We start from the raw sequence: 22,095 nt of genomic DNA, 5'->3' as shown, positions 1-22,095 counted from the left end.
AAAGTATGTTACGAACAGCTTCAATGCTTCCCCTCTTGTTGGTACTGTTTTCCTTTAACGCAACAAGCACACCACTCACTTGGCTAGATAGAACCTTCGTCGAAACTGCCTTTTATAACGTCGCGCTTCAACACGAATATTCCCAAGGCACCAAACCGCTCGCCAAATGGAAACAACCGATCAAGATTTGGATCGATCACCGCGTCGGTGATGAGGAACTACACCAAGAGCTCACAGAGCTTCATATCCAACACCTATCTGAAGTCACTCAACACCCGATAACAATCGTCAGTAAAGAGTCCGAAGCGAACGTTAAGTGGATATACACGAGGCAGAGCCAGTGGATATCTGAGGCGAAATCAGTGCTCAAGCTCAAATCAACTCAGCATTTAAATAGCGCCATCTGTACGGCAGGTTATCAAACCAATTCTAAAGGTGAGATTGTTTACGCTGGGATTGTAATTCCCGTTGATCAGGCAAGATCGCGAGGTAAGTTAGTCGCATGTATCGTAGAAGAGATCACACAAGCTCTAGGCCTGCCGAATGATTCAGATAAAGCCTACCCTTCTATTTTCAATGACCATACACCAGAAGACTTGATATCGCCCTTAGATGTGGTGCTATTGCAACTACTGTATGAACCCGAATTGAAAGCTGGAATGACAAAGTCTGAAGTAAAGCCTATCGTTCGAAAGATACTCAAGAGATACAGCAAAACAGGTGTGCTTCAACAAGCTTCTAAAGCCGCACAACAAGCGCCCTTGTATCAGTTGATTGGGTATTGAAGAAAATACGTTGAAACAGCTTAGGTGAGATAATTGAATGATAGCGCTGCCTAAGAAAGGCAACGCTGACTTACGATGTTACAGTATTACGAAAGAACTAGCGCTTAGCAGCCTGCTTTTTCAATTCGAAATCGAACTCATCCGGGAACAAGATAACGCCTTCTTCTTGCTCGTTCGGGAATACTACAACAGCAAGCTCGTCCTCTTCTAGACCATTCGTCCAGCGACTGTGCCATTTGTTTAGCGAAATAGACTCAGCTTTACACTCAGACCAATCACCCGTTGCCCATGATTCTGCGAACTCTTGGTTTGGCCATACTGGAACACAGTCTTCATCTTCTGTGTTCAGCATTACACAACCGTGTTCATCGGTTAAGATCCATACTTCACGGTTTGCTACGATTTCTTTCACACAGTATTTCAGGCGTTGCTCGCCTGTATACTTGTTGATTTCAGCGATTTTTTTATCGTCTAGCTGTGTAGTCATCTTAATTTCCTACTTTAGTCAGTAACTTTGCTCTCAAAGCTATTCTATGCCGAGTGCTTTTAACTTCAAACATTATCGATGAAGAAGAAAATCTACTTCAAAGAAAAACGCCTGCTAAAGTAGCAGGCGTTTATTATTAAGTGACTTGATTAAACAAGCTCACCTTGCAGCCAAGGCCAGCCTTGCTTCTTACGGCTTAGTGTATTTTCCATCATCAATACGCCGTCTTTCTCGTGCTTAACCAATTTCTCAGCCCACTCACCTTTGTAAAGAAGGCGAGTTTGCGCAGTAGTGATGTCAGTTAGCATTACCGCAGCAAATGCTAGACCATCTTTCTCACAACGCTCTTCAAGATCAGCTTCTAGCGCTTCGATCATGCCGTCTACTTGCTCAAGAGTCGCAAGTTCAACTTGACCAACAACAACATCACGACCGTTGAATGGGTAGCCTTTAAGGTCTTTTTCTACTAGCTGTGCAGCAGATAGGCCTTCAATGTTTGTTTTAGCGATTAGAAGTGCTTTGATGAAAGCATCAACGTCTGTTACGCCAGCGATTTCAGCAAGCTCAGCAACAGCGTCTTTGTCTTTTTGAGTACATGTTGGAGAAGCAAAACCAACTGTGTCTGAAAGAATTGCAGACATCATTAGTTTAGCGATTTGTTGAGAGATAGAGTGGCCTTCAATCTTGAACATGTTGAAAAGTACAGTGTTTGTACAACCAACAGGCCAGATCCAAGCTTCCATTGGATTTACTGTCATCACGTCGCCTAGACGGTGGTGATCGACAATACCTACGATCTCTGCTTCAGCAACATCATCTGGTGCTTGTGCTAGATCTGAGTAGTCTACTAGCCAGATTTTCTCACCAGCAACAGAAGTACGAAGTTCTGGCATTTCAGCACCAGCAACTTCAAGAATGTGTTGAGTTTCGCGGTTGATCTCGCCTTGGCGAATTGGTGTCGCTTCCTCGCCACGAGCTTTAAGAAGCTCAGTTGCAACTAACGCACTACAAATACTGTCACTATCAGGGTTTTTGTGACCAACAACTAAAATCATGTTTCTTCCTATTACATAACAATTATGACTCTACCTTTAGAGCCTCTCTTTATTACCCATACTTTACCTCATTTTTTTAGATTGGTCATGTTTCGTAGGTTTAGCCAATAGTAACAATAGATAAAAAACAACAAATGCAATTGATAATTATTATCATTCGTATATATTTATCTTAAGCCACTAATTTTGAGTAACACCTATGGATCGACTAATCTCTTTTTTACCAAGCAGTAGCGCTGCGAAAACAACTCAGTTTTCACTGTCATTTAAACGGCTACTATTACCTATCTCACTTGCAGCATTGGTTGCGGCGCCTGCTACGCGAGAACTGACGGTCACTACTTTATCTGACGCCTTCTGGGCAGTGTCATGCTATGTGGCTTTAACCTTGGCGATTTACCACTGGTTAAGCCTGTACATCAACAAAGATAACGTCTTCAACAAACTCGTCCATCAATCCCGCTCCAACCAAGTTGTCTTCGCAGCACTTATGGGGGCGCTACCCGGCTGTGGCGGTGCGATCGTGGTGACCACACAATTTATCTCGGGAAGACTCGGATTTGGTGCGGTAGTTGCTGTACTTGTCTCCACCATGGGCGATGCCGCCTTCTTGTTGATAGCAAGTGAACCCAAAACAGGTTTGGCTATGATGGCGATGGGTGTGATTGTGGGTACTGCGTCAGGTCGAATCATTAACCTATTCCATGCGGATGACTTCTTACGTCCAAAACAAGCTGAGCAAAATGAAGCCGTTCGCAGTTGCTCATCTCAATCCCAAGACAAAGAATCCGTATCTAAAAAGGCGATCAACCTGCAAGGCTACCTATGGTCTGTACTCATTATTCCCGGCGCTGCAGTGGCCTTACTTGGCTCTTTCCAAGTAGATGTAAACGAGTTACTCGCGTTGCCTGAAATGTCGATGGAATGGACGGGAACAATTTTACTGATTAGCTCAATGTTTCTATGGGGTCTCACTCGCGAAATTGAAGATTACAAATCAGCAGTAAGTGAAGATGAGAAATGTTTAGGCTCTCATCCACTGCAAAAAACCGCTCAAGACACCAACTTTGTCACAGCGTGGGTTGTGGTTGCCTTTCTCTTCTTCGAATTTGGCTCTGTGCTAGCAAATGTGGATTTTGCGACGCTATTCTCAAGCTGGGGCATTATGCTCCCCCTGGCAGGGGTCCTGATGGGCTTGCTACCGGGCTGTGGACCGCAATTATTGGTGACTAGCCTTTACCTTTCAGGTGCGCTTCCACTTTCTGCTCAGGTAGGTAATGCAATTTCAAATGATGGAGATGCGCTATTCCCTGCGATTGCGATGGCACCGAAAGCAGCACTGGTCGCAACCTTGTATTCAAGTGTGCCCGCTTTAATCTGTGCTTATGGCTATTGGTTTATGTTTGAGATCTAACTTGATCAGAGTTAACTACATAGGCTTCTGTAAGGTCGGTACTTTGTATCGGCCTTTTTGTTTCCGTCTGCTTAAGTTTTTCCACAGGTTCTTTTTGCATTCCCTTCCTGCTTCACTGCTTCTACCACCTCTCTCAAACAGCGCGTTACAGCCTGCTCAAAACTTCCTCTATTAGCCCTGTTACAATGCTTATTTAATAAACACTAACACAGACATCTAAAATACAAAAAACCCCTGTAAGAGTGCTTACAGGGGCTTTAATTCAAGCTTTAATCTTAGCTTTTAAGCGAGATGCTTAAGAAACTTCGATTGGACCACCGAATGAAGTTACTGGAGGCAGCTTGCCTTGGAACTTCTCGAAGTCGACCAAACATGTGTTTGCTGACGTTGCTTGAGCAAGTTCAGACGTACCGATGTCTTGAGTCAGTGTGTTTGGATCGCCGTATGTATCTAGCGCGCCCACTTTCTCGTTGATCGGACCGTACCAAGCACCTTCTTCGATACGAACAACACCAGGAGCATAGCTATCCATTAGAACAGCACCCGCTAGTAGTTGACCACGGTCGTTGAACACACGTACTACATCGCCATCTTTGATGCCTTTCTTCTTAGCATCTACTGGGTTGATGTAGATTGGCTCACGGCCTTGTACCGCGTAAGTCGCACGCCACTCTTCAGATTCACACATCTGAGAGTGAAGACGCTTGTCTGGGTGACAAGATTGTAGCCAGTACGGGTGTTTGTCAGAGCCTGGACCACCGTGTGAACGTTCAGATTTCTCGAACCACATTGGGTGTTCTTGACAGTGCTCGTAGCCCATATTGCCAACAGTACGGCTTGTGATTTCGATGAAACCAGAAGGTGTACCTAGTGCGTTGATCTCTGGATCTTCACGGAATGAAGCGTGACGAGTCCATGGCTTACCTTTACCGAAGTCTAGGAAACCTTTCTCCCAGAACTCAGCAAATTCAGGCATTTCAAAGCTGCCTTCATTTGAAGCGCGACATTCGTCGTACAGTGATTTAACCCACTGCATTTCGTCCATACCACGCGTGTAATCGTCGTAACGACCCCAACGCTTAGTCAGGCTAGACATGATCTCGAAGTCAGTCTTAGACTGGAACAGAGGATCCACTAGCTTGTGCATCGCGATCAAACCACGACCAGAGTATGCGCCATAACCATCAATATCGTTTCGTTCCCACTGAGTACATGCAGGAAGCACGATGTCAGAGTGACGACAAGTTGCAGTCCAAGCAAAATCAACAGCCACTACAGTTTGTAGGCTCTTGAATGCTTTACGCATCTTGTTGCGATCTTGGTGGTGGTGCCACGGGTTGTTACCACTAAATACCATCATCTTGATATCAGGTAGTGTTACCGTTGAACCATTCGCTTTGATCTTCTTACCAGGCTCTAGCAAGCTATCAACCCAACGAGCAACTGGGATTACGCGGCTGTAGCCGTTGTAATCTGTGTTGGTGTACTTAGGTGATTGACCTTGGTCGATGTTCAGCGGGAAAGAACCCGGAGCAGCGAAGCCAGTTGAAGATACACCGATACCAGAGTAGTGGTGACCGTAAGAGATACCACCGCCCGGTAGACCAATTTGGCCAACCATTGCTGCGATAACTGCACACATCCAGTAAGGCTGTTCACCGTGCTCTTGACGTTGGATACTCCAACCCACAAGAATCTGTGTACGACCGTTAACCAGCATCTTAGCGAAGTCACGGATAGAGTCCGCGCTTGCGCCACAGATAGCAGAAGCCCACTCAGGTGTCTTCTCAACTTTATCTTTCGTTTCACCTTGAACGTACTTGATGAAGTCTTCAAAACCTAGACAGTAAGTTTCGATGAACTTCTTGTCGTATAGGCCTTCGTTGTAAAGCACGTGAGCAACACCAAGCATGAACGCCACATCAGTTTGTGGGTTGATGTACATTTGCTCGTTTTCTAGGTAACGACCTGTTTTGTTTTTAACAGGGTCAACAGAAACAACGTTGATCTCTTTCTTAGCAACTTTTTCTTTCAGCTGTTCTAGGTATGCGAACGACTCGTGAGTCTCACATGTCCAACCTACTTGCAGGTTTTTAACTGGATCGTTACCCCAAAGAACAATGTTGTCACTGTTTTCTAAGATAAGTTCCCAAGATGTACCTTGTGCGTAAACTTCAGTAGAACCTAACACGTAAGGCATGATCGTTTGACCTGCACCTGTTGAGTAGTCACCGATTTTCTTCACAGAGTAACCGTGAAGTGCCATTGCACGTTGCATGTGGTTAGTACAGCTGTGGAACTGACCCGTTTGTCTCCAACCAGTTTGACCTGTGTGAAGCGCCCATGGACCGTAATCTTTCTGTACGCGCTCTAGCTCGCGGTAAACAAGGTCTAGTGCCTCATCCCAAGTCACACGAATAAAACGGTTGTTACCACGCGTGTCTGCGCTGTATTTATGCTTCTTCAACCAATCTAGGCGAACCATTGGGTAACGCACACGTGATGGGCTGTAGATAATACCTTTAATACCTTTCAACATCTCAGTTGGGTGTTGATCGATTTCTAGAGGTTTAATTTCTTGTACTTTACCCGCATAAACACGAGCTCGGAATGCACCCCAGTGAGAACCAGAGACTTTCCACGCACCGTCTGTTTCTGCTGCAGACGCTGATGCCGACGCCAATAAGCTTGGACCGATAACCGATGCCGCACTTGTAGTAGCGACACCTTTCAGAAAACTTCTTCTTGTAATTGCCATTGTGTTACTCCAATTGACGTCTTATTAGTGATGGCCTTCAGAAAAATCTGATGAGTGCTTCTGTAGATACTTAAGAACTAGTGCTTCTGTATCTGTATCGAAGTTAACGAATGCAATCATACCATCTAGCATGCCTACCCAACCGTTAGCGCTGAAGTGAGCTTCATCTGGCTGTGAGTGACACGTTGAACAGTTAGATTGGTACGCTTGACCCGCTGCGTTCCAGATTGGATCGAAGTTATCAACCATAGACTCTTTCTTCATCCAAAGTGCTAGGTTAACTTCTTCCCATGGAAGGCCAGTAAGCTCATCTTCTTTCTTCTCACCAACAGTGATAACGTCACTTTGAGATACTTCTTTCGTCAAGATTGCAGTTGAGATGTTCATACCGAAGTCTTCTTGGATTACACGTCCGAAGCCTTTCGCTTTACGCCAACCGTCGATTTGAATCTTGATCATGTCGCCTTTTTCGTCGATAACCGCAACTTTACTTGCAGGGCTTAGTAGACCCGCTTCTACTGTTGCTGTTTCATCTGTGTACATTGGTAGGTGACGAATAGAGATCACGTCAGAACCATTTGTGTAAGATGTGCTGCTTGCTACGTTTTCTAGCTCGCCAACAATGCCGCTTGCTGATGCCATATCCATTGGAAGGTTGTGAGCAATACCTTTATGACAGTCAACACAGCTTTGATCACGTTCTGCTGCATTCTTCATCTGGATACGCGCTGTTGGGCGCATGTTCTCGAAGTCCATTGAATCGTAGTTGTGACAGTTTTTACACTCTAGAGATTTGTTCGAAGAGAAACGATCCCATTCGTGTTTAGCCAGTTCGATACGACGAGCTTCGAATTTCTCAGGTGTATCTAGGTCACCAAATACTTGAGCGAATACTTCTTTAGATGCTTGCATCTTACGAGCGATTTTTGCTGTCCATTCATGTGGAACGTGACAGTCAGGACAAGTAGCACGCACACCAGAAGTGTTTTTCCAGTGAACCGTTTCTTGCAGTTCTACGTACACGTTGTCACGCATCGTGTGACAGCTTACACAGAACTCTTCTGTATTTGTGTGTTCTAGCGCTGTATTGAAACCGCCCCAGAAAATAACACCGGCGATAAAGCCACCCATAGTTAGTACACCAAGACTGATGTGTACTGCAGGGCGAGTCATTGTGCGCCATAATTTAACTAAAAATGATTTCATGTTTAGCTCTCTTAAATATTGATTTTAAAAAATGTTGTTACTAGAGGGCATTACATGCCGCCGTGAGCACCAGGAGGTCCGAATACAAACACTTGCAGTGCCCAAACTAGGAAGCCGTAACCGCCTACAAAAGCTACACTTAATATTGGAAAGAGAACCACCGCGATGAAGAGGAAAGACTTCCACTCCAACGAGCGTTTTTCGCCAGTTTCAATTTTATTAACATCACTCATACATTTTGCCTATTTTGTATTTAGTAATTTCGAGTAACCCATTCTATGGGGCTAAAGTTCTTGAGTATCTAACAACAAATTTTAGACCATACACAAAGTAGGGTTCAATCAAATCCCCCGTTATAACCCTTGCTAATCAATACTTTTTTGAGGTCATCCAAACTTGTTTTCAGTTAAACAAAGTTATTAAAAAGTATTAACAAATGTGAAGAATTAAGTATATTTCACAAATGTTAAAAACCAACATACACGCAACCATCTGACAACCAATTTTAACTTTTTACCTACTAAGTAGTAGCTAAAAAAGCCTCAAACAACCACTATTTTGTGTTTTGTTTGTTAAATGATTGATCATTTTTAGAATTGGTGACTTTACAGTTGAAATGCATGATTTGGTACTTTCAGATATGATGGAGACCACTTAAAAGGAATCATTATGCAAGACGTTATTGATATATCTTGGTGGCAGTTATTGTTCTTCAGCTCACTTCTCTTGCTACCCATTACCATCAACCACAAATTAAAACTCGGCCTTGGCAAAGAAGCTTCTATCAGCATAATTCGCATGGCTGTTCAATTATTTCTCGTTGGTCTTTACCTAGAATATCTGTTCACGTTGAATAGCTTGGGGGTCAATTTACTGTGGTTGCTTGCGATGATTGTCGTCGGAGCAAGCTCGATTGTTGAAAAGTCTAGGCTACCAAGAAACCTACTTTTGGCTCCTGTCGCCATTAGCCTTGCGGTAACTTGTGTACCTATTGTCTTGTTCATCTGCTTTTTCATCATTAAACCAACACCGGTTTTTAACGCGCAATACCTTATCCCGATAGCAGGGATGTTATTGGGTAATAGCTTAAGCAGTAATATAGTGGCATTGCAGAACCTGTTTGATGCTTTTGAAACGCAGAAATCAGAATATGAAGCGGCAATCGCGTTAGGAGCCTCACCAAGCTATGCAGCTTCGCCTTTTGTACGTAATGCAATACAGAAAGCGATGTCTCCGATTATGGCTTCTATGGCTACGACAGGCTTAGTGACACTACCAGGAATGATGACAGGACAAATTCTTGGTGGGGCGTCACCGATGATCGCGATTAAGTATCAACTGATGATCATGCTGGCTATTTTCGTGATGATGAGTTGCTCTTTGGCACTTGCTCTTCACCTTTCATTGAAGAATTGCTTGACGAAAGAAGGACGAGTTCTCGCTAAAATACAGCCTTCGAAATAACCTCCCCACTCCCTTGAGGCCTGGTTACTCACTGAATTTGAGACAGGTTATCCACAGAAATTGTGGATAACCAAATCAATATAGATCCTTTTTTGTCCATTTCCATCCAAAGAACGATCATTACCGTTGATCCTTCGGTGTTTTCAAAGACATATACACATACGTTGAGTAATACTATTGAGCGTTCACATGACAATTTGAGAAATGAGTGAGTAGGTTTTCCACAAATAAAAAACGGCCTGCAATGCAGACCGTCTTCTGGTAAATGTCATAAGTCAGTTCAGTATTGTCACTGAGCTTCAACTAATCCCGTAAACTGAATTAGTCACGTAAATAGATTAGCCAATACCACATACCAACAAAGATACCACCGCCAATGATGTTACCGATGGTAACGGGCAGCAAGTTGTTCATCAAAAAGTCCATCATGTTCAGGTCAACATAGTCCGCTGGGTTAGCGCCTGTCATTGTCCAGAATTCAGCTGGAGCAAATGTTTTAATGCCGATAGCTAAAGGGACTTGGAACATATTCGCAATACAGTGCTCGAAACCAGCCGATACGAACATCGCAACAGGTAAAATCATTACTGCGATTTTGTCGGTCAGTGTACGTCCACTAAACGTCATCCATACCGCGATACAAACCAATACGTTACACATGATACCAAGCGCGATAGCTTGGATAAAATCGTGGTGCATCTTGTGTTGGGAAATCGCCATTGCATTTAAACCAACCTGGCCATGGTCAAACATGTACTGTTTGGTCAGAAGCATACATGCCACCAGCAACAATGCGCCAATCAAGTTACCTACATAAACCGTAGCCCAGTTCTTGACGAGCGTGCGCCAAGTAATTTTGCCACTTGCACGAGCAACCAGAGTAAGCACCGAGCTGGTAAATAACTCACCACCGGTAACAACAACGAGAATTAAGCCCAAGCTAAATGCAAGGCCACCTAATAGGCGAGTAATACCCCAAGGCAAATCACCAGCACCGGTCGTTACGATGGTGTAGAACACAAACGCAATACCGATATGTATGCCAGCGGAAATCGCTAAGAGAAAAGATTTGATTGGGTCTTTGGTTGCTTTACCTACGCCAATATCTGCAGCGCGCTCAGCCATTTGTGGCGGTAATAATGAGTCAAATTGGTTTAGATTCATGATGATTTACATTTTGAAACATGTCGTCGGGAGCGCGATAATCCTCTCTTTCATTTCTGAATTCAAGAGCTATTTTAGGCTCAAAATGCCTCTCACAGCCTTGTTGAAAGCAAATAGTCCGAGTTATTCCAAATTCATACGACTTTAGTAGTAAAAAGAAAACTCTGCTGAATGATTAGTTATCAGCATAGAAAATAACACACCTATAAATATCAACAAGTTACATTAAAACCAAAAGAATGACGTACACTATAACGACTCACTGAGCGCTTTTATTTGTAGATTTTGATATAGATCAACAGAACGCAAAAAAGCGCCCTTAGGCGCTTTTAACTCAATCACAAATAAAGAAATTAGTGATACTAAACCGAAGGTTCAATCACTCCTTCTGATGATTGTTCTAAGGTTGCATCCTCTAAATTAGATTCAATAGTCGGGGGCATCACATCAGAGTCACTTTCGTTGGCAACTTTGCCACCTAAGCTTTTCAAACTATCCACTAACTCTTCTAAGCTTTTTATGTGAGCATCACTCTTCGTAATCTGCTCACCTAGAAACTCACTGTGCTTGGTTGCTTCAGACAATTGCTGCGCTTGCTTCTGGTTTTCAGACTCCAGCAGAGCTAATTGCTCAGTTAAAGTTTCAATCTCTGACTTTAACAGCTCTGTCATATCGGAGTTTTTTAACGCTTTAACACTCGCTACAATCTTCTGTGATTGCTGACGTAGCCCAACATCACGGTAATCTTCATCATTGACGATTTGTGAAATGCTCAATAGCTGATTCTCAGTATTCAAAACCGACTGTTCGAACTTGTCGCCTTTTACACTCGCGAGCACTTTGACTTCATGAGCGACACTGCGCACGTGATTCAATTCAAACTCTGCAGCGTGAACCGCGTCTTCAATGATCGACTTTTCACGAGGGCTGGCTTTCACTTGGCTTTCGGCCAACGCAATTTGAGATGTCGCCTTCGCAAAGGTCAGCGGAGCAACATCATCAAAATCTTCATCTTCCAAGAACTCTAATTCGTTCTTCAAAGGTTCGATGTATTTCTTATGCGCCACTTTAACTTCGAGTAAACGAGCATTGTTAAGAAATTCGACCTGCGCTTCTTGAGCGTCTTCAAGCTCATCGACCAGCACATACTCGAACAACTCACTGTATTCTGAATACAAACGTTTATAGCTCGAGGTAAACATGGTATCTGCGCCAAGGAACTTTAGGTAATCCATTTGGACAATCGAATCAGCGAGTACTCGGTCAGCCTTCTTCTTTAACACTAAGATCGAGTCATAGTTTGATTTGATCAAAGCGATTTTTTCATCGAAGGCTTCAGCGTAAGTTAGGCTCGAAAAAATGGAGTAACTCTTGGTTATTCGAGTTTCGTCTTTCAATAAGTCCGCATAAATGCTTTCAGCATCATCCCATGCGTCTAATAGTTCATTGTAATTCTCTGGTGCATAGAGAGACAATTGAGCATGGTCTTCAAGCTTAACTTCCCATTCGGAGTAAACGCTTTGGACAGACTGAAATGAACGGACTTCTATTGTAGATTCATTATTGTTGTTTGTGTTTTGGTTCGCGTCTGTCTGCTCTGAGGGTGTGCTTTGACAACCTGAGATAGCAAATAGCATACTGATCGTTAATGCTACTTTGTTCGCTCTCACTTATGCATATCCTTTTTATACAATATTCGCTCAATGCAAATTATTTCTAGTCACAATATATTACAACCACTTAGCAATAAACATCACTGATGATTTAAGTGGGTGCAAATCACCCAATATAAACAAAATAAACTCATCACTCGATGATTAATCAATCAATTTGGTATCACTTATCAATTCTCTTTATTTGCTATTGCCTGAGCCGAGAATGCGCACTAAGGTGAAGGTAGAGAACGTTATGAATATATAGGTTAATTATGAAGTACAACGCTGAACATATTGCTGATTTAAACCTCCTTCTTCAATTTGATGTAAGTAGCGCAGCTACGGGCATTAAAGTTCATCAAGAGGCTACTCAAGAAACTCAAGACGCTGTTAAGCGCCTATTCGAAAAGAACCTTTGTACTCAGCCAGACGGCGGTTACCTAACAGATGAAGGTATCGAAATGGCAGAGCGCGCAGACAAACTACTTCGCGTACTTAAATAAAGCTTCATTGTTCTAGTAAAAACTCCACTCGCTTCGGCCGTGGAGTTTTTTCATTTTTGGCCAAAGGTTTGTTAGGCTTATTGTAAATTCGTCCTTTGCAGTTGGGAGGTACAGATGGCTTCTATATTTATTGTCGGTGCAGGATGGGTAGGCGCGCCTTTATCTGAGCATCTAGAGAGACATGGTAACCGAGTGGTCGTCACCAAGACGACCCAAGCGGGTGCAAACACTATCGGTAATGAGCGTATTCCCTGTGAGGTATTCAGCTTTAACGCATCACAGGCTGACCAAACTATCGGACAACTCTATTCGCTATTACTCGAAAACAATGCCGAGATTGTAATAGGCAGTTTCCCACCTGGTTTTCGAAAAGGTGCAGGTCAAGAGTATGCCGATTACTGGCAGCAACTAACGAGTGCTTGTCAGAAGGCGAACGTTAAGAAGCTCATTATGGTTAGCTCAACCACGGTTTATCCGACTAAACCCGGTGTATTAAATGAGCAAGACGCCTCACTTCTCCTCTCCACCTCAGATAAAGAGCACGCATCTTCATTTTCTGATAATGCGCGCGTCATGCTACAAGCTGAACAATTGGTGATAGATTCAGGTATCGATTACACCATTCTTCGTTTTAGTGGCTTGATTGGCCCAAGTCGCCACCCATCAAGGTTTGCAAGTAAACTGAAGCAAGTGAGCACTCAAGCTCCGGCCAACATGCTTCATCTTGATGATGCCATTGGCGCAGTCGACTTCGCTATCAACCAACTACATAATGAAGTGGTTAATGTTACTACCCCAAACACCGTGAGCAAGGCGGAGTTTTATGCCGCGGCACTGAAAAGCGCGAATAGCAGCGAGCCTCTACCCGCCGTTGTTGATACGCCAGACAAACTGATCTCTTCAAAAAAGATTCTCGACTTAGGTTATTCATTTAAATTCGAATTCACACTGGACGCACTTCATGACTGAACAATCTATAGCTAACAAAGATCCCAACATAAAACTGCATCGCTCAGTCGACACCCTTTGGAACTTTATGTCTATGGGTCACAAGGTTACGCCTTCAGACTGTATCTTTGTATTGTGCAGTAATGATACTCGCGTCGCTGAGTACGCAGCGGATCTGTATAACCAAAAGGTCGCGCCATACATCGTTTTTTCCGGTGGTGTTGGACGCTTCACTGAAGGCAATTTTGAACGTTCAGAAGCAGAAACCTTTGCCGCGATAGCGCGAGACTGTGGCGTGCCAGATTCAGATATTGTCATTGAAAAACAAGCGTCTAATACTGGAGAAAATGTCCGTTTCACATACGAGTTGCTTACTGAGCGAGGCCTATCACCAAAGAGGATGACCTTAGTGCAAAAGCCGTTTATGGAGAAACGAACCTACGCTACCTTTAGCAAACAGTGGCCTGAAGAAACGACAGAAGTCACGGTGACTTCAAAATGGCAGGATTGGGTTGATTACTTTAACGAAGAGTTGCCGTTAGACATGGTGTTAGGTGCATTAATTTCTGATTATGAACGAATCAAATCCTATCCAGATAAAGGGTTTCAGATTGAAATGCCAATACCCGACGACGTTGATCACGCTTATCAAGCGTTGAAGAAGCTCGGATTCGAATAAATCAAAAGCTCTGATTGGAATAAAGAAACAGCACTGGCTCAATAAACAAAAACGGTGACACTTGGTCACCGTTTTTCGTTTTAGCTAGCTGAACTATAAATCGACTTATTTACCTAACGCTTCTTTGTAGTGCAGGCGGCAAACAGAAACGTATTTGTCGTTACCACCAATAGCCACTTGGTCGCCTTCAGCAATCGCGACACCGTGCTCATCGGTACGGATTACCATGTTCGCTTTACGGCCACAGTGACAAATTGTTTTAAGCTCAACAAGTTTATCTGCCCAAGACAGTAAGTAACGGCTACCTTCAAACAGTTCACCCAAGAAATCGGTACGTAAGCCGTAACAAAGTACAGGGATGTGCAGTTTATCAACCACTTCTGTTAATTGGTACACCTGCTCCTTCGATAAAAATTGGCACTCATCGATCAAAACACAATGACGCTTTTCTTCCTCATTAAGCTTTTTGATCGCATCAAACATGTTGGTGTCATTTTTAAACAGCTGAGCTTCAGATTGCAGACCAATTCGTGAGCTCACTTTACCGATACCATAACGGTCGTCCAACGCTGCCGTAAAGATCACTGGCGTCATGCCACGTTCTTGGTAGTTGAATGAAGATTGAAGAAGCGTTGTTGATTTACCCGCATTCATTGCCGAGTAATAAAAATACATCTGAGCCACAGAAATATTCCTGTTAATTAAAAGTTGAAGATAGAAAGGTGAAAATAGAGAATTCGTGCTAGAAAAAAGGGCTGAAAATCAGCCCTTTTTATAAGATTTACTTACGACGCCAAGTCGTACCTTCTGGGCCATCTTCCAGAACAATACCCAACTCGTTTAGCTTGTCACGTGCAAGATCGGCGTTTGCCCAATCCTTTGAAGCACGAGAGTCGTTACGCAGTTTGATCAACGCTTCGATTTCAGCCACTTCATCGTCATTACCTGCCGCATCACCTTGTAGGAAGGCTTCTGGCTCTTGGTGAAGAATACCGATGATGTCTGCTAGTTCACGCATCAATGCACCAAGTCCACTCGCTTTTTCGATGCTTTCAGGCTTGATACGGTTGATTTCACGAGCCATTTCAAACAGTACTGAATAAGCTTCAGGCGTGTTGAAATCGTCGTTCATCGCTGTAGAGAATCGAGTCACGTACTCTTCGCCACCAGCAGGAGCTGCTGTAAGGTCTAGGCCACGAAGTGACGTGTATAGACGCTCTAATGATGCGCGAGCTTGGTTTAGGTTATCTTCGCTGTAATTTAGCTGGCTACGGTAGTGACCAGACATTAGGAAGTAACGTACCGTTTCAGCATCGTAATGTGCTAGCACATCACGAATAGTGAAGAAGTTACCAAGTGACTTAGACATCTTCTCTTTGTCTACCATCACCATACCGCTGTGCATCCAAGTATTTACATACTGAGTGCCGTGAGCGCAGCAAGACTGTGCGATTTCGTTCTCGTGGTGAGGGAACTGTAGATCTGAACCACCACCGTGGATATCGAAGTGGTTACCAAGAATAGATGAATTCATTGCTGAACATTCGATGTGCCAACCTGGACGACCCGGGCCCCATGGCGATTCCCATGTAGGTTCACCAGGCTTAGACATCTTCCAAAGAACGAAGTCTAATGGGCTACGTTTTGCAGATTCAACATCAACTCGAGCACCCGCTTGAAGCTGATCAAGGTCTTGCTTAGAAAGCTTGCCGTATTCGTCGAATTTCTTTACTTCGAACATCACGTCGCCGTTGCTTGCAACGTAAGCGAAACCACGTTCAATCAGCTTTTCAACAAGCTCGATGATTTCAGTGATGTATTCTGTAGCACGAGGCTCAACGTCAGGACGTTTCATGTTCAATGCATCAAAGTCTGCGTGCATTTCACCGATTAAACGCTCAGTCAGAGAGTCACAAGACTCACCGTTTTCGTTAGCGCGTTTGATGATTTTATCATCGATATCTGTGATGTTACGAACGAAGTTCAAATCGTAGCCAAGGTAACGAAGGTAGCGAGTTACTACGTCGAAAGAAACGAACGTACGACCATGACCAATATGACAGAGATCGTATATGGTTACCCCACAGACATACATACCGACTTTGCCAGCTGTAATTGGTTTGAATTCCTCTTTCTGTCTTGTGAGCGTGTTATATATCTTCAGCATGATCTCTATCTATTTTATGGATTAATCAAAAATAAGCTCGCAGTATAACAAGTCATACCTTAATAGGTAATACCTTTCACCACCAAATCGGCTAAACTCCTTGTTATCTATTGACGATTTCGTATTTTGAAACTCAATCAAACTAGGCTAGAATCGCTTTTCATATTAAAAAGACAGTAAGGTAACAATCATGATCATCCTTCACACAAATTTTGGTGACATCAAAGTTCAACTTAATGAAGAAAAAGCACCAGAAACAAGTGCAAACTTTCTACAGTATTGCCGTGACGGTTTCTACGACAACACACTATTCCACCGTGTTATCGATGGTTTCATGATTCAAGGCGGCGGCATGACTTCTGGCCTTAAAGAAAAAGCGACTCGTGCAACGATCAAGAACGAAGCAAACAACGGTCTTGCGAACAAAGTTGGTACGCTAGCAATGGCTCGTACTATGGAACCGCATTCAGCGAGCTCTCAGTTCTTCATCAACGTTAACGACAACTCTTTCCTAAACTTCCGTAGCGAAAGCCTAGACGGTTGGGGTTACTGTGTATTCGCAGAAGTTGTTGAAGGCATGGACATCGTAAACAAGATTAAAGGTGTTAGCACTGGTTCTATGGGTATGCACCAAGACGTACCTCTAGAAGAAGTGATCATCACTGGTACTACAATCGAAGCTTAATTCATCGCTTTCGGTTAGTATTGATGAGCCGATAAAATCAGGATATAGGGAGCGAATCGCTCCCTTTTTTTAGACCTATGAAAACATATTTTATATCAGACTTGCACCTTGCTCCGTCACGACAAGACATCACAGACTGCTTCTTAACCTTTATGAGGAAGGAAGCCATCGAAGCAGATGCACTATACGTGCTAGGCGACCTTTTCGAATTCTGGATTGGTGACGACGACAAGAGTGAGTTCGCGACTTCTATTCGCCAAGCGTTTATCGATTTGGTGAAAACAGGCGTACCTTGTTACTTCACTCAAGGGAACCGTGATTTCCTTGTCGGTAAAAAATTTGCCAAGCAAACGGGCGTTCAACTTCTCGACGAAGTATCGACAATCGATATCTACGGGCAAAAAGCAGTGGTGTTGCATGGTGATACGCTATGTACTGAAGATGTAAAGTACCTCGCCTTCCGCGAAAAAGTGCATCAGCCATGGTTACAATGGGTCTTCAATCGAATTCCATTTTTCATCAAGAAGAAAATTGTTTCGAAGGTTCAATCTGATATCAAAGATGACAAGCAGACCAAGTCTCTCGACATCATGGATGTGACACAGCAAGAAGTTGAAGATGTGATGGAACGAAACAATGTCGCTCTGATGATCCACGGTCATACTCATCGTCCAGACATCCACACATTCAGTGCCAATAATTGCACTAAAACCCGTATCGTACTTGGCGATTGGTATACGCAAGGTTCCGTGCTGGTGTTCACGCCGCAAAGTTTTGAACTACAGAATCGAGCGTTTAGCAATAGCTTTTAACGTCACTCTTAAACTTTCAGTTTGATTATTATTGTCGGTCAGACTTTCTTAGAAAGTGTATGGTAATTTCTACTGAATTAGCTATTATCTCTCTACCAGAAATAAACCGAACACAGTACCAAGTTGAAATATTCATACGTAGCGCGTCAACCAATACTCGATACAAGCAAGAAAACCATAGGTTACGAGTTGCTATTCAGGGACGGTCCTAAGAACACTTTCCCTGAAGTAGAGCCGGAGCTCGCTACTAGCCGTTTGCTTTCCGATCACTTCTTATCAACTCACTATAATACGTTGGGTGATAAGCTTGGGTTCGTAAACTTCCCTTACGCAAGCCTAATCAACTTAGTCCCTACTCTGTTCCCCAAAGAAAGCCTCGTTGTAGAGGTTCTTGAAGACTGCGAACCAACAGACGAATTACTTGAAGCAATCAAAACAATCTATGACGCGGGTTACACGATCGCGTTAGACGATTTTGTGCCAAGTAAAGCTTGGAAACGCTTCTTACCCTTCGTTTCGATTATCAAGTTTGATATCCGTTTGACTCCAATTGCCAAAGCGGCGATGTTTATGAACTCTCTCAAAGGGCTAGATATCACGTTCCTTGCCGAAAAAGTAGAGACATACGAAGAATACCAAGAAGCGAAGAAAGCCGGCTTTACCTACTTTCAAGGTTACTTCTTTAGCAAACCAGAGATGATCCAAACCCGTGCGCTCAATCCTGCATTTCTGACTACCGTTCAACTGTTAAAAGAGATTGCACACGACCCTATCGATTTTGGTGAAGTAGAGCGTTTAATTACGCTTGATGTGACCATGTCGTATAAGCTGCTTACGTACGTAAACTCCGCAGGAGGATCAGCAACGACAATTCGTTCATTCCGCCAAGCGCTTATTTACCTAGGTGAACAGAAGCTACGTAAGTTCGTTTCACTAGTGGCTATCGCATCCGCGAAAGAAGATAAGCCCGACTCTCTTTATGGTTTAGCGGTAATACGCGCACGTCAGTGTGAACTCTTAGTCGAAAAGATGAATGTTAAGGTTGAGCCTGGACAAGCCTTTTTGACTGGTATGTTCTCTCTATTGGACTCACTCTTTGACCAACCATTGAAACAAGTACTCGATTCAGTGCCGATAGACGTAGAGATCAAACAAGCCTTAATTCAACGTAAAGGCGTGTTAGGTGCTGTATTGGCAATGGTCGTTGCTTATGAACAAGCTCGTTGGGATGAAGCGACTCGTATTCGCCAGCTTCTCAAACTGAGTGAAGCTCAACTTGGTCAAGCTTATGACGAAGCGACAACTTGGGCCCAAGAGCTATTGGCTCCAGCCCTGAAATAACATACTTCGTACTATAGCTTTAATAGTTTCAATAGAAACTAAGCTTTGGTGAGCGATCGTTTCTTGGTAAACTCCCACGTATTCATTTATGGCCTCTTAATAGAGGCCATTTTTACAGGACCTGACTATGTCTTTATGCCCATGCGGTAGCAACAATACTTACCAACAGTGCTGTGAATCAGCGCACCTTAACCACAGTGCCGTTGAAACACCAGAGCAATTAATGCGCTCTCGTTATTCAGCACACGTGCTGGGTTTGGTTGACTATGTTGTTGCGACTTACCACCCTAGCTGCAATGCAGAAGCACAAAGAGAAGGCATTGCCGAATCTATCGACAGTGACTGGGCAGGTTTAGAAGTCATCGATACCGCGGCAGGCTCGCACCAAGACGAAGGCTTTGTTGAATTTAAAGCTTACTTCAATGAAGACGGCGCGCAGTACTGTATGCAAGAGCGCTCGCGTTTCGTTCGTAAAAACGGCCTATGGTTTTATATCGACGGTGAATTCCTAGAACAAAGCCAACCAGAACCAGAAATCGATCCTCGCCTAAACCAAACGGTTGAAAGCTTCAAGATCGGCCGTAATGATCCGTGCATTTGTGGTAGTGGGAAGAAATATAAAAAGTGCTGCGGGTAACTCGCACAACTAGGAAGTCAGATTAATAGAAGAGATTCCTGATGTCGCTTAGGCTCCTCGGAATGACGAGGCCTAAAAGTGAAAATATATACTCAGGAGTTGAACGCTAAAAAGCCCCGTAAACGACAACGCTTACGGGGCTTTATCTATCTGTTACGTGGTTCGATTAATCCTAAGAGAGCTTACTTATGGCGCTCTTTTAATTTGTTCACCACATCGTTCATCGATAAGCCTTGGTCTTGAAGAAGAACCATTAGGTGGTAAATCAAATCTGCTGATTCACACACTAATTCCGCCTTATCGCCCGACGTCGCCGCAAGCGCGACTTCAACGCCTTCTTCGCCCACTTTTTGCGAAATACGCTTGGTGCCACGGGCATATAGGCTGGCAGTATAAGAAGACTCAGAGTCTGCGTCCTTGCGGGCAGCCAATAGCTGCTCAAGCTGATGAAGCCACACCATCTGAGACTCTTCTTGCTTGTCTCCATCCCAACACGTTGTTGTACCTGTGTGGCATGTTGGGCCAATGGGATTAACCTTAATCAGTAAAGTGTCGCTGTCACAGTCCAAGGCGATGTTTTGTAGTTGCAATACGTTGCCTGACGTTTCACCTTTCGTCCAAAGGCGCTCTTTTGTGCGAGAGAAAAACGTCACATTGCCAGTTTCACCTGTTTTCTCAAGTGCTGCTGGGTTCATGTATCCCATCATTAAAACTTGGCTCGATTGGTAATCTTGAACAATAGCTGGCACTAAGCCATCTACTTTTTCCCAGTTAATACGCTCTGACAATGCGCCTACTTCTGTTTTTGATAAGCTTGCGGTTTCAAAACTCATAGTCGCACCTCTACATCTTGTTGTTTTAAATACTGTTTAAGTTCACCAATATTGATGACTTGCTTGTGGAATACCGAAGCTGCTAACGCTCCATCCACGTTGGTCTTCTTATAGGCTTCAGCAAAGTGTTCCATTGCACCCGCGCCACCAGAGGCAATCAACGGCACATTACACACTTCACGCACCATGTTTAGCTGATCGATGTCATAGCCGTTACGAACGCCATCTTGGTTCATCATATTTAACACAATCTCACCTGCGCCACGTTTCTGTACTTCCTGCACCCAATCTTTAGTTTCCCATTTGGTTGCTTTAGTACGCGCCTCATCGCCAGTGAATTGGTAAACCTGATATTTACCGGTTTCTTTATCGAAGTATGAGTCGATACCGACGACGATACACTGCACGCCAAACTTATCAGCAAGGTCAGTGATCAGTTGTGGATTAGCCAATGCCGGTGAGTTAATAGACACTTTATCCGCACCAAACTCAAGAATGCGCGCTGCATCTTCTGCAGATTTAATACCACCAGCCACACAGAAAGGAATATCGATCACTTCTGCTACGCGTTTTACCCAGCTCTTATCAACCACGCGACCGTCACTTGATGCGGTGATGTCATAAAATACCAGCTCATCGGCGCCCTCTTCTGCATAGCGTTGTGCTAGCGGAACGATGTCACCAATAATTTCATGGTTACGGAACTGAACGCCCTTAACCACTTGTCCATCACGGACATCCAAACAAGGGATTATTCGCTTTGCCAACATGCAAATGCCTCCTCTGCGGTAAACTTGCCATCAAGTAGCGCGCGACCCACAATCACACCAGCCACACCGCTACCTTTTAGAGCTTCGATGTCTGCTAGGTTGCCAATGCCGCCCGATGATTGGAATTGCACTTGTGGGTACTGCTTACAAAGATCAACATAGAGCTCTACGTTTGATCCTTCTAGCGTACCGTCACGTGAAATATCGGTACACAGAACGTGTTTAAGGCCAACCGTGAGGTAGTCTTCAATTAGCGCTTCAATGGTCACGCCTGAATCTTCTTGCCAACCTGAAATCGCGACTTTACGTGTACCGCTTTCGTCAATGTTGATGTCCAGAGCAAGCACGATTTTTTCCGCGCCGTATTTCTCCATCCAGCCTTTCACCAACTCAGGTTGTTTTACTGCTGTAGAACCAACCACAACACGCTGTGCACCCGCTTCTAGCAGATCAACGACATCTTGTTCGTTACGCACGCCACCACCAATCTGGATATTGGCAGGCGTGCTAGCCAGTAACTTAGCAATCAAGTTTAACTGACGAGCCGTTGTGTCTTTTGCACCCGTTAAGTCAACGAGGTGAAGCCAACCTGCACCAGCTTGGTGGTACAGGTTAAACTGCTCTGCTGGGTCTACTTTGTATTCTGTTACTTGCCCGTAATCACCTTGGAATAAGCGAACTACTTGGCCTTCAATTAAATCTAACGCGGGAATAATCATTTACATTCCTTAT

Annotated in this window: 22 protein-coding genes; 10 read left to right on the top strand and 12 right to left on the bottom strand. The window is 43.9% G+C overall.

Translation table 11 applies throughout. The annotated features are described in order from the left end of the window. Positions 1 to 5 precede the first annotated feature (5 nt). A complete protein-coding gene (locus L4C44_RS01025; protein WP_146491870.1) occupies positions 6 to 785 on the top strand; it encodes a DUF2927 domain-containing protein in 780 nt (259 codons plus the stop codon). 97 nt (positions 786 to 882) lie between these two features. Here L4C44_RS01025 and L4C44_RS01020 read toward each other — a convergent pair whose 3' ends face one another. Together L4C44_RS01020 and L4C44_RS01015 are read right to left on the bottom strand one after the other, a co-directional pair. Continuing rightward, positions 883 to 1,272, bottom strand: coding sequence for a DUF2750 domain-containing protein (locus L4C44_RS01020; protein ID WP_428804184.1), 390 nt, complete (start codon positions 1,270 to 1,272; stop codon positions 883 to 885). A 149-nt stretch (positions 1,273 to 1,421) separates the two neighbouring features. Further along, on the bottom strand, positions 1,422 to 2,327 hold the full coding sequence (locus tag L4C44_RS01015; protein WP_146491869.1) for a manganese-dependent inorganic pyrophosphatase: 906 nt from the start codon (positions 2,325 to 2,327) through the stop codon (positions 1,422 to 1,424). A 199-nt stretch (positions 2,328 to 2,526) separates the two neighbouring features. On the opposite strand from L4C44_RS01015, the gene L4C44_RS01010 reads away from it, so the two are divergent. Next, positions 2,527 to 3,741 carry a putative manganese transporter gene (locus tag L4C44_RS01010; RefSeq protein WP_428804183.1) on the top strand — a complete coding sequence of 405 codons (1,215 nt, stop codon included), beginning with the start codon at positions 2,527 to 2,529 and terminating at the stop codon, positions 3,739 to 3,741. Positions 3,742 to 4,036: 295 nt separating this feature from the next. Here the strand turns inward: L4C44_RS01010 and torA are convergent, their stop codons facing one another. From torA to torE, 3 genes are read right to left on the bottom strand one after another with little or no spacing between them, the layout of a single operon-like run. Then, positions 4,037 to 6,499, bottom strand: coding sequence for a trimethylamine-N-oxide reductase TorA (gene torA, locus L4C44_RS01005; protein ID WP_146491867.1), 2,463 nt, complete (start codon positions 6,497 to 6,499; stop codon positions 4,037 to 4,039). 24 nt (positions 6,500 to 6,523) lie between these two features. Next, positions 6,524 to 7,705, bottom strand: a complete 1,182-nt coding sequence (torC, locus tag L4C44_RS01000) for a pentaheme c-type cytochrome TorC (protein ID WP_146491866.1) — start codon at positions 7,703 to 7,705, stop codon at positions 6,524 to 6,526. Between the two features lie 50 nt (positions 7,706 to 7,755). Then, complete coding sequence (gene torE / locus L4C44_RS00995) at positions 7,756 to 7,938, bottom strand: trimethylamine N-oxide reductase system protein TorE (protein ID WP_008222628.1); 183 nt, start codon at positions 7,936 to 7,938, stop codon at positions 7,756 to 7,758. A gap of 436 nt (positions 7,939 to 8,374) precedes the next feature. On the opposite strand from torE, the gene L4C44_RS00990 reads away from it, so the two are divergent. Next, a complete protein-coding gene (locus L4C44_RS00990; RefSeq protein ID WP_428804182.1) occupies positions 8,375 to 9,169 on the top strand; it encodes an ABC transporter permease in 795 nt (264 codons plus the stop codon). A gap of 321 nt (positions 9,170 to 9,490) precedes the next feature. Here the strand turns inward: L4C44_RS00990 and focA are convergent, their stop codons facing one another. After that, positions 9,491 to 10,333, bottom strand: a complete 843-nt coding sequence (gene focA, locus L4C44_RS00985) for a formate transporter FocA (protein ID WP_048614492.1) — start codon at positions 10,331 to 10,333, stop codon at positions 9,491 to 9,493. Between the two features lie 362 nt (positions 10,334 to 10,695). Continuing rightward, the gene (locus L4C44_RS00980) at positions 10,696 to 12,003 is read right to left on the bottom strand and encodes an ATPase (protein ID WP_146491864.1); all 1,308 of its coding nucleotides are present in this window, start codon (positions 12,001 to 12,003) and stop codon (positions 10,696 to 10,698) included. A gap of 257 nt (positions 12,004 to 12,260) precedes the next feature. On the opposite strand from L4C44_RS00980, the gene L4C44_RS00975 reads away from it, so the two are divergent. The 3 genes from L4C44_RS00975 (at position 12,261) to L4C44_RS00965 (ending at position 14,118) form a co-directional block, all read left to right on the top strand. Next, positions 12,261 to 12,491: a TIGR02647 family protein gene (locus L4C44_RS00975; RefSeq protein ID WP_428804181.1), complete on the top strand. Its 231-nt coding sequence runs from the start codon at positions 12,261 to 12,263 to the stop codon at positions 12,489 to 12,491. A gap of 114 nt (positions 12,492 to 12,605) precedes the next feature. Further along, a complete protein-coding gene (locus L4C44_RS00970; protein ID WP_428804180.1) occupies positions 12,606 to 13,460 on the top strand; it encodes an NAD(P)H-binding protein in 855 nt (284 codons plus the stop codon). Then, positions 13,453 to 14,118, top strand: coding sequence for a YdcF family protein (locus L4C44_RS00965; RefSeq protein ID WP_327784003.1), 666 nt, complete (start codon positions 13,453 to 13,455; stop codon positions 14,116 to 14,118). The genes L4C44_RS00970 and L4C44_RS00965 overlap by 8 nt, the downstream gene beginning before the upstream one ends. Before the next feature lie 105 nt (positions 14,119 to 14,223). Here the strand turns inward: L4C44_RS00965 and L4C44_RS00960 are convergent, their stop codons facing one another. Further along, entirely contained in the window at positions 14,224 to 14,802 is a 579-nt protein-coding gene (locus tag L4C44_RS00960) for a thymidine kinase (protein WP_017060277.1), read from the bottom strand. Positions 14,803 to 14,899: 97 nt separating this feature from the next. Continuing rightward, complete coding sequence (cysS, locus tag L4C44_RS00955; protein WP_017060276.1) at positions 14,900 to 16,285, bottom strand: cysteine--tRNA ligase; 1,386 nt, start codon at positions 16,283 to 16,285, stop codon at positions 14,900 to 14,902. Between the two features lie 190 nt (positions 16,286 to 16,475). Between cysS and L4C44_RS00950 the strand changes: the two genes are divergently transcribed. The 4 genes from L4C44_RS00950 to L4C44_RS00935 all read left to right on the top strand — a co-directional run bounded on the left by L4C44_RS00950 (position 16,476) and on the right by L4C44_RS00935 (position 19,760). Beyond that, entirely contained in the window at positions 16,476 to 16,970 is a 495-nt protein-coding gene (locus L4C44_RS00950) for a peptidylprolyl isomerase (protein ID WP_017060275.1), read from the top strand. Between the two features lie 77 nt (positions 16,971 to 17,047). After that, entirely contained in the window at positions 17,048 to 17,782 is a 735-nt protein-coding gene (gene lpxH / locus L4C44_RS00945) for a UDP-2,3-diacylglucosamine diphosphatase (protein ID WP_146491861.1), read from the top strand. Between the two features lie 123 nt (positions 17,783 to 17,905). Continuing rightward, positions 17,906 to 19,123: an EAL and HDOD domain-containing protein gene (locus L4C44_RS00940; RefSeq protein ID WP_285952928.1), complete on the top strand. Its 1,218-nt coding sequence runs from the start codon at positions 17,906 to 17,908 to the stop codon at positions 19,121 to 19,123. A gap of 127 nt (positions 19,124 to 19,250) precedes the next feature. Further along, the gene (locus L4C44_RS00935; protein WP_372384433.1) at positions 19,251 to 19,760 is read left to right on the top strand and encodes a YchJ family protein; all 510 of its coding nucleotides are present in this window, start codon (positions 19,251 to 19,253) and stop codon (positions 19,758 to 19,760) included. Positions 19,761 to 19,942: 182 nt separating this feature from the next. On the opposite strand, the gene hisIE is transcribed toward L4C44_RS00935, so the two are convergent. The 3 genes from hisIE to hisA are packed head-to-tail and all read right to left on the bottom strand — an operon-like array spanning position 19,943 to position 22,082. Continuing rightward, a complete protein-coding gene (hisIE, locus tag L4C44_RS00930; protein ID WP_428804179.1) occupies positions 19,943 to 20,593 on the bottom strand; it encodes a bifunctional phosphoribosyl-AMP cyclohydrolase/phosphoribosyl-ATP diphosphatase HisIE in 651 nt (216 codons plus the stop codon). Then, positions 20,590 to 21,363, bottom strand: a complete 774-nt coding sequence (gene hisF, locus L4C44_RS00925; RefSeq protein WP_017060270.1) for an imidazole glycerol phosphate synthase subunit HisF — start codon at positions 21,361 to 21,363, stop codon at positions 20,590 to 20,592. The genes hisIE and hisF overlap by 4 nt, the downstream gene beginning before the upstream one ends. Beyond that, positions 21,345 to 22,082, bottom strand: coding sequence for a 1-(5-phosphoribosyl)-5-[(5-phosphoribosylamino)methylideneamino]imidazole-4-carboxamide isomerase (gene hisA, locus L4C44_RS00920; protein ID WP_372384457.1), 738 nt, complete (start codon positions 22,080 to 22,082; stop codon positions 21,345 to 21,347). Before hisA ends, hisF begins: the two co-directional genes overlap by 19 nt. Positions 22,083 to 22,095: the final 13 nt, after the last annotated feature.

The sequence above is a fragment of the Vibrio satsumensis genome, assembly GCF_050337435.1.
GTDB classification, from domain to species: Bacteria; Pseudomonadota; Gammaproteobacteria; order Enterobacterales; family Vibrionaceae; genus Vibrio; species Vibrio satsumensis.
The sequence above is the reverse complement of the archived record's forward strand: the minus strand, read 5'-3'. Positions and strand labels throughout refer to the sequence as shown.

What these genes read in the sequence shown, in the direction of transcription:
- L4C44_RS01025 (WP_146491870.1), top strand. Translation starts at nt 6, where the DNA reads ATGTTACGAACAGCTTCAATGCTTCCCCTCTTGTTGGTACTGTTTTCC.
- L4C44_RS01020 (WP_428804184.1), bottom strand. Translation starts at nt 1,272, where the DNA reads ATGACTACACAGCTAGACGATAAAAAAATCGCTGAAATCAACAAGTAT.
- L4C44_RS01015 (WP_146491869.1), bottom strand. Translation starts at nt 2,327, where the DNA reads ATGATTTTAGTTGTTGGTCACAAAAACCCTGATAGTGACAGTATTTGT.
- L4C44_RS01010 (WP_428804183.1), top strand. Translation starts at nt 2,527, where the DNA reads ATGGATCGACTAATCTCTTTTTTACCAAGCAGTAGCGCTGCGAAAACA.
- torA (WP_146491867.1), bottom strand. Translation starts at nt 6,499, where the DNA reads ATGGCAATTACAAGAAGAAGTTTTCTGAAAGGTGTCGCTACTACAAGT.
- torC (WP_146491866.1), bottom strand. Translation starts at nt 7,705, where the DNA reads ATGAAATCATTTTTAGTTAAATTATGGCGCACAATGACTCGCCCTGCA.
- torE (WP_008222628.1), bottom strand. Translation starts at nt 7,938, where the DNA reads ATGAGTGATGTTAATAAAATTGAAACTGGCGAAAAACGCTCGTTGGAG.
- L4C44_RS00990 (WP_428804182.1), top strand. Translation starts at nt 8,375, where the DNA reads ATGCAAGACGTTATTGATATATCTTGGTGGCAGTTATTGTTCTTCAGC.
- focA (WP_048614492.1), bottom strand. Translation starts at nt 10,333, where the DNA reads ATGAATCTAAACCAATTTGACTCATTATTACCGCCACAAATGGCTGAG.
- L4C44_RS00975 (WP_428804181.1), top strand. Translation starts at nt 12,261, where the DNA reads ATGAAGTACAACGCTGAACATATTGCTGATTTAAACCTCCTTCTTCAA.
- L4C44_RS00970 (WP_428804180.1), top strand. Translation starts at nt 12,606, where the DNA reads ATGGCTTCTATATTTATTGTCGGTGCAGGATGGGTAGGCGCGCCTTTA.
- L4C44_RS00965 (WP_327784003.1), top strand. Translation starts at nt 13,453, where the DNA reads ATGACTGAACAATCTATAGCTAACAAAGATCCCAACATAAAACTGCAT.
- cysS (WP_017060276.1), bottom strand. Translation starts at nt 16,285, where the DNA reads ATGCTGAAGATATATAACACGCTCACAAGACAGAAAGAGGAATTCAAA.
- L4C44_RS00950 (WP_017060275.1), top strand. Translation starts at nt 16,476, where the DNA reads ATGATCATCCTTCACACAAATTTTGGTGACATCAAAGTTCAACTTAAT.
- lpxH (WP_146491861.1), top strand. Translation starts at nt 17,048, where the DNA reads ATGAAAACATATTTTATATCAGACTTGCACCTTGCTCCGTCACGACAA.
- L4C44_RS00935 (WP_372384433.1), top strand. Translation starts at nt 19,251, where the DNA reads ATGTCTTTATGCCCATGCGGTAGCAACAATACTTACCAACAGTGCTGT.
- hisIE (WP_428804179.1), bottom strand. Translation starts at nt 20,593, where the DNA reads ATGAGTTTTGAAACCGCAAGCTTATCAAAAACAGAAGTAGGCGCATTG.
- hisF (WP_017060270.1), bottom strand. Translation starts at nt 21,363, where the DNA reads ATGTTGGCAAAGCGAATAATCCCTTGTTTGGATGTCCGTGATGGACAA.
- hisA (WP_372384457.1), bottom strand. Translation starts at nt 22,082, where the DNA reads ATGATTATTCCCGCGTTAGATTTAATTGAAGGCCAAGTAGTTCGCTTA.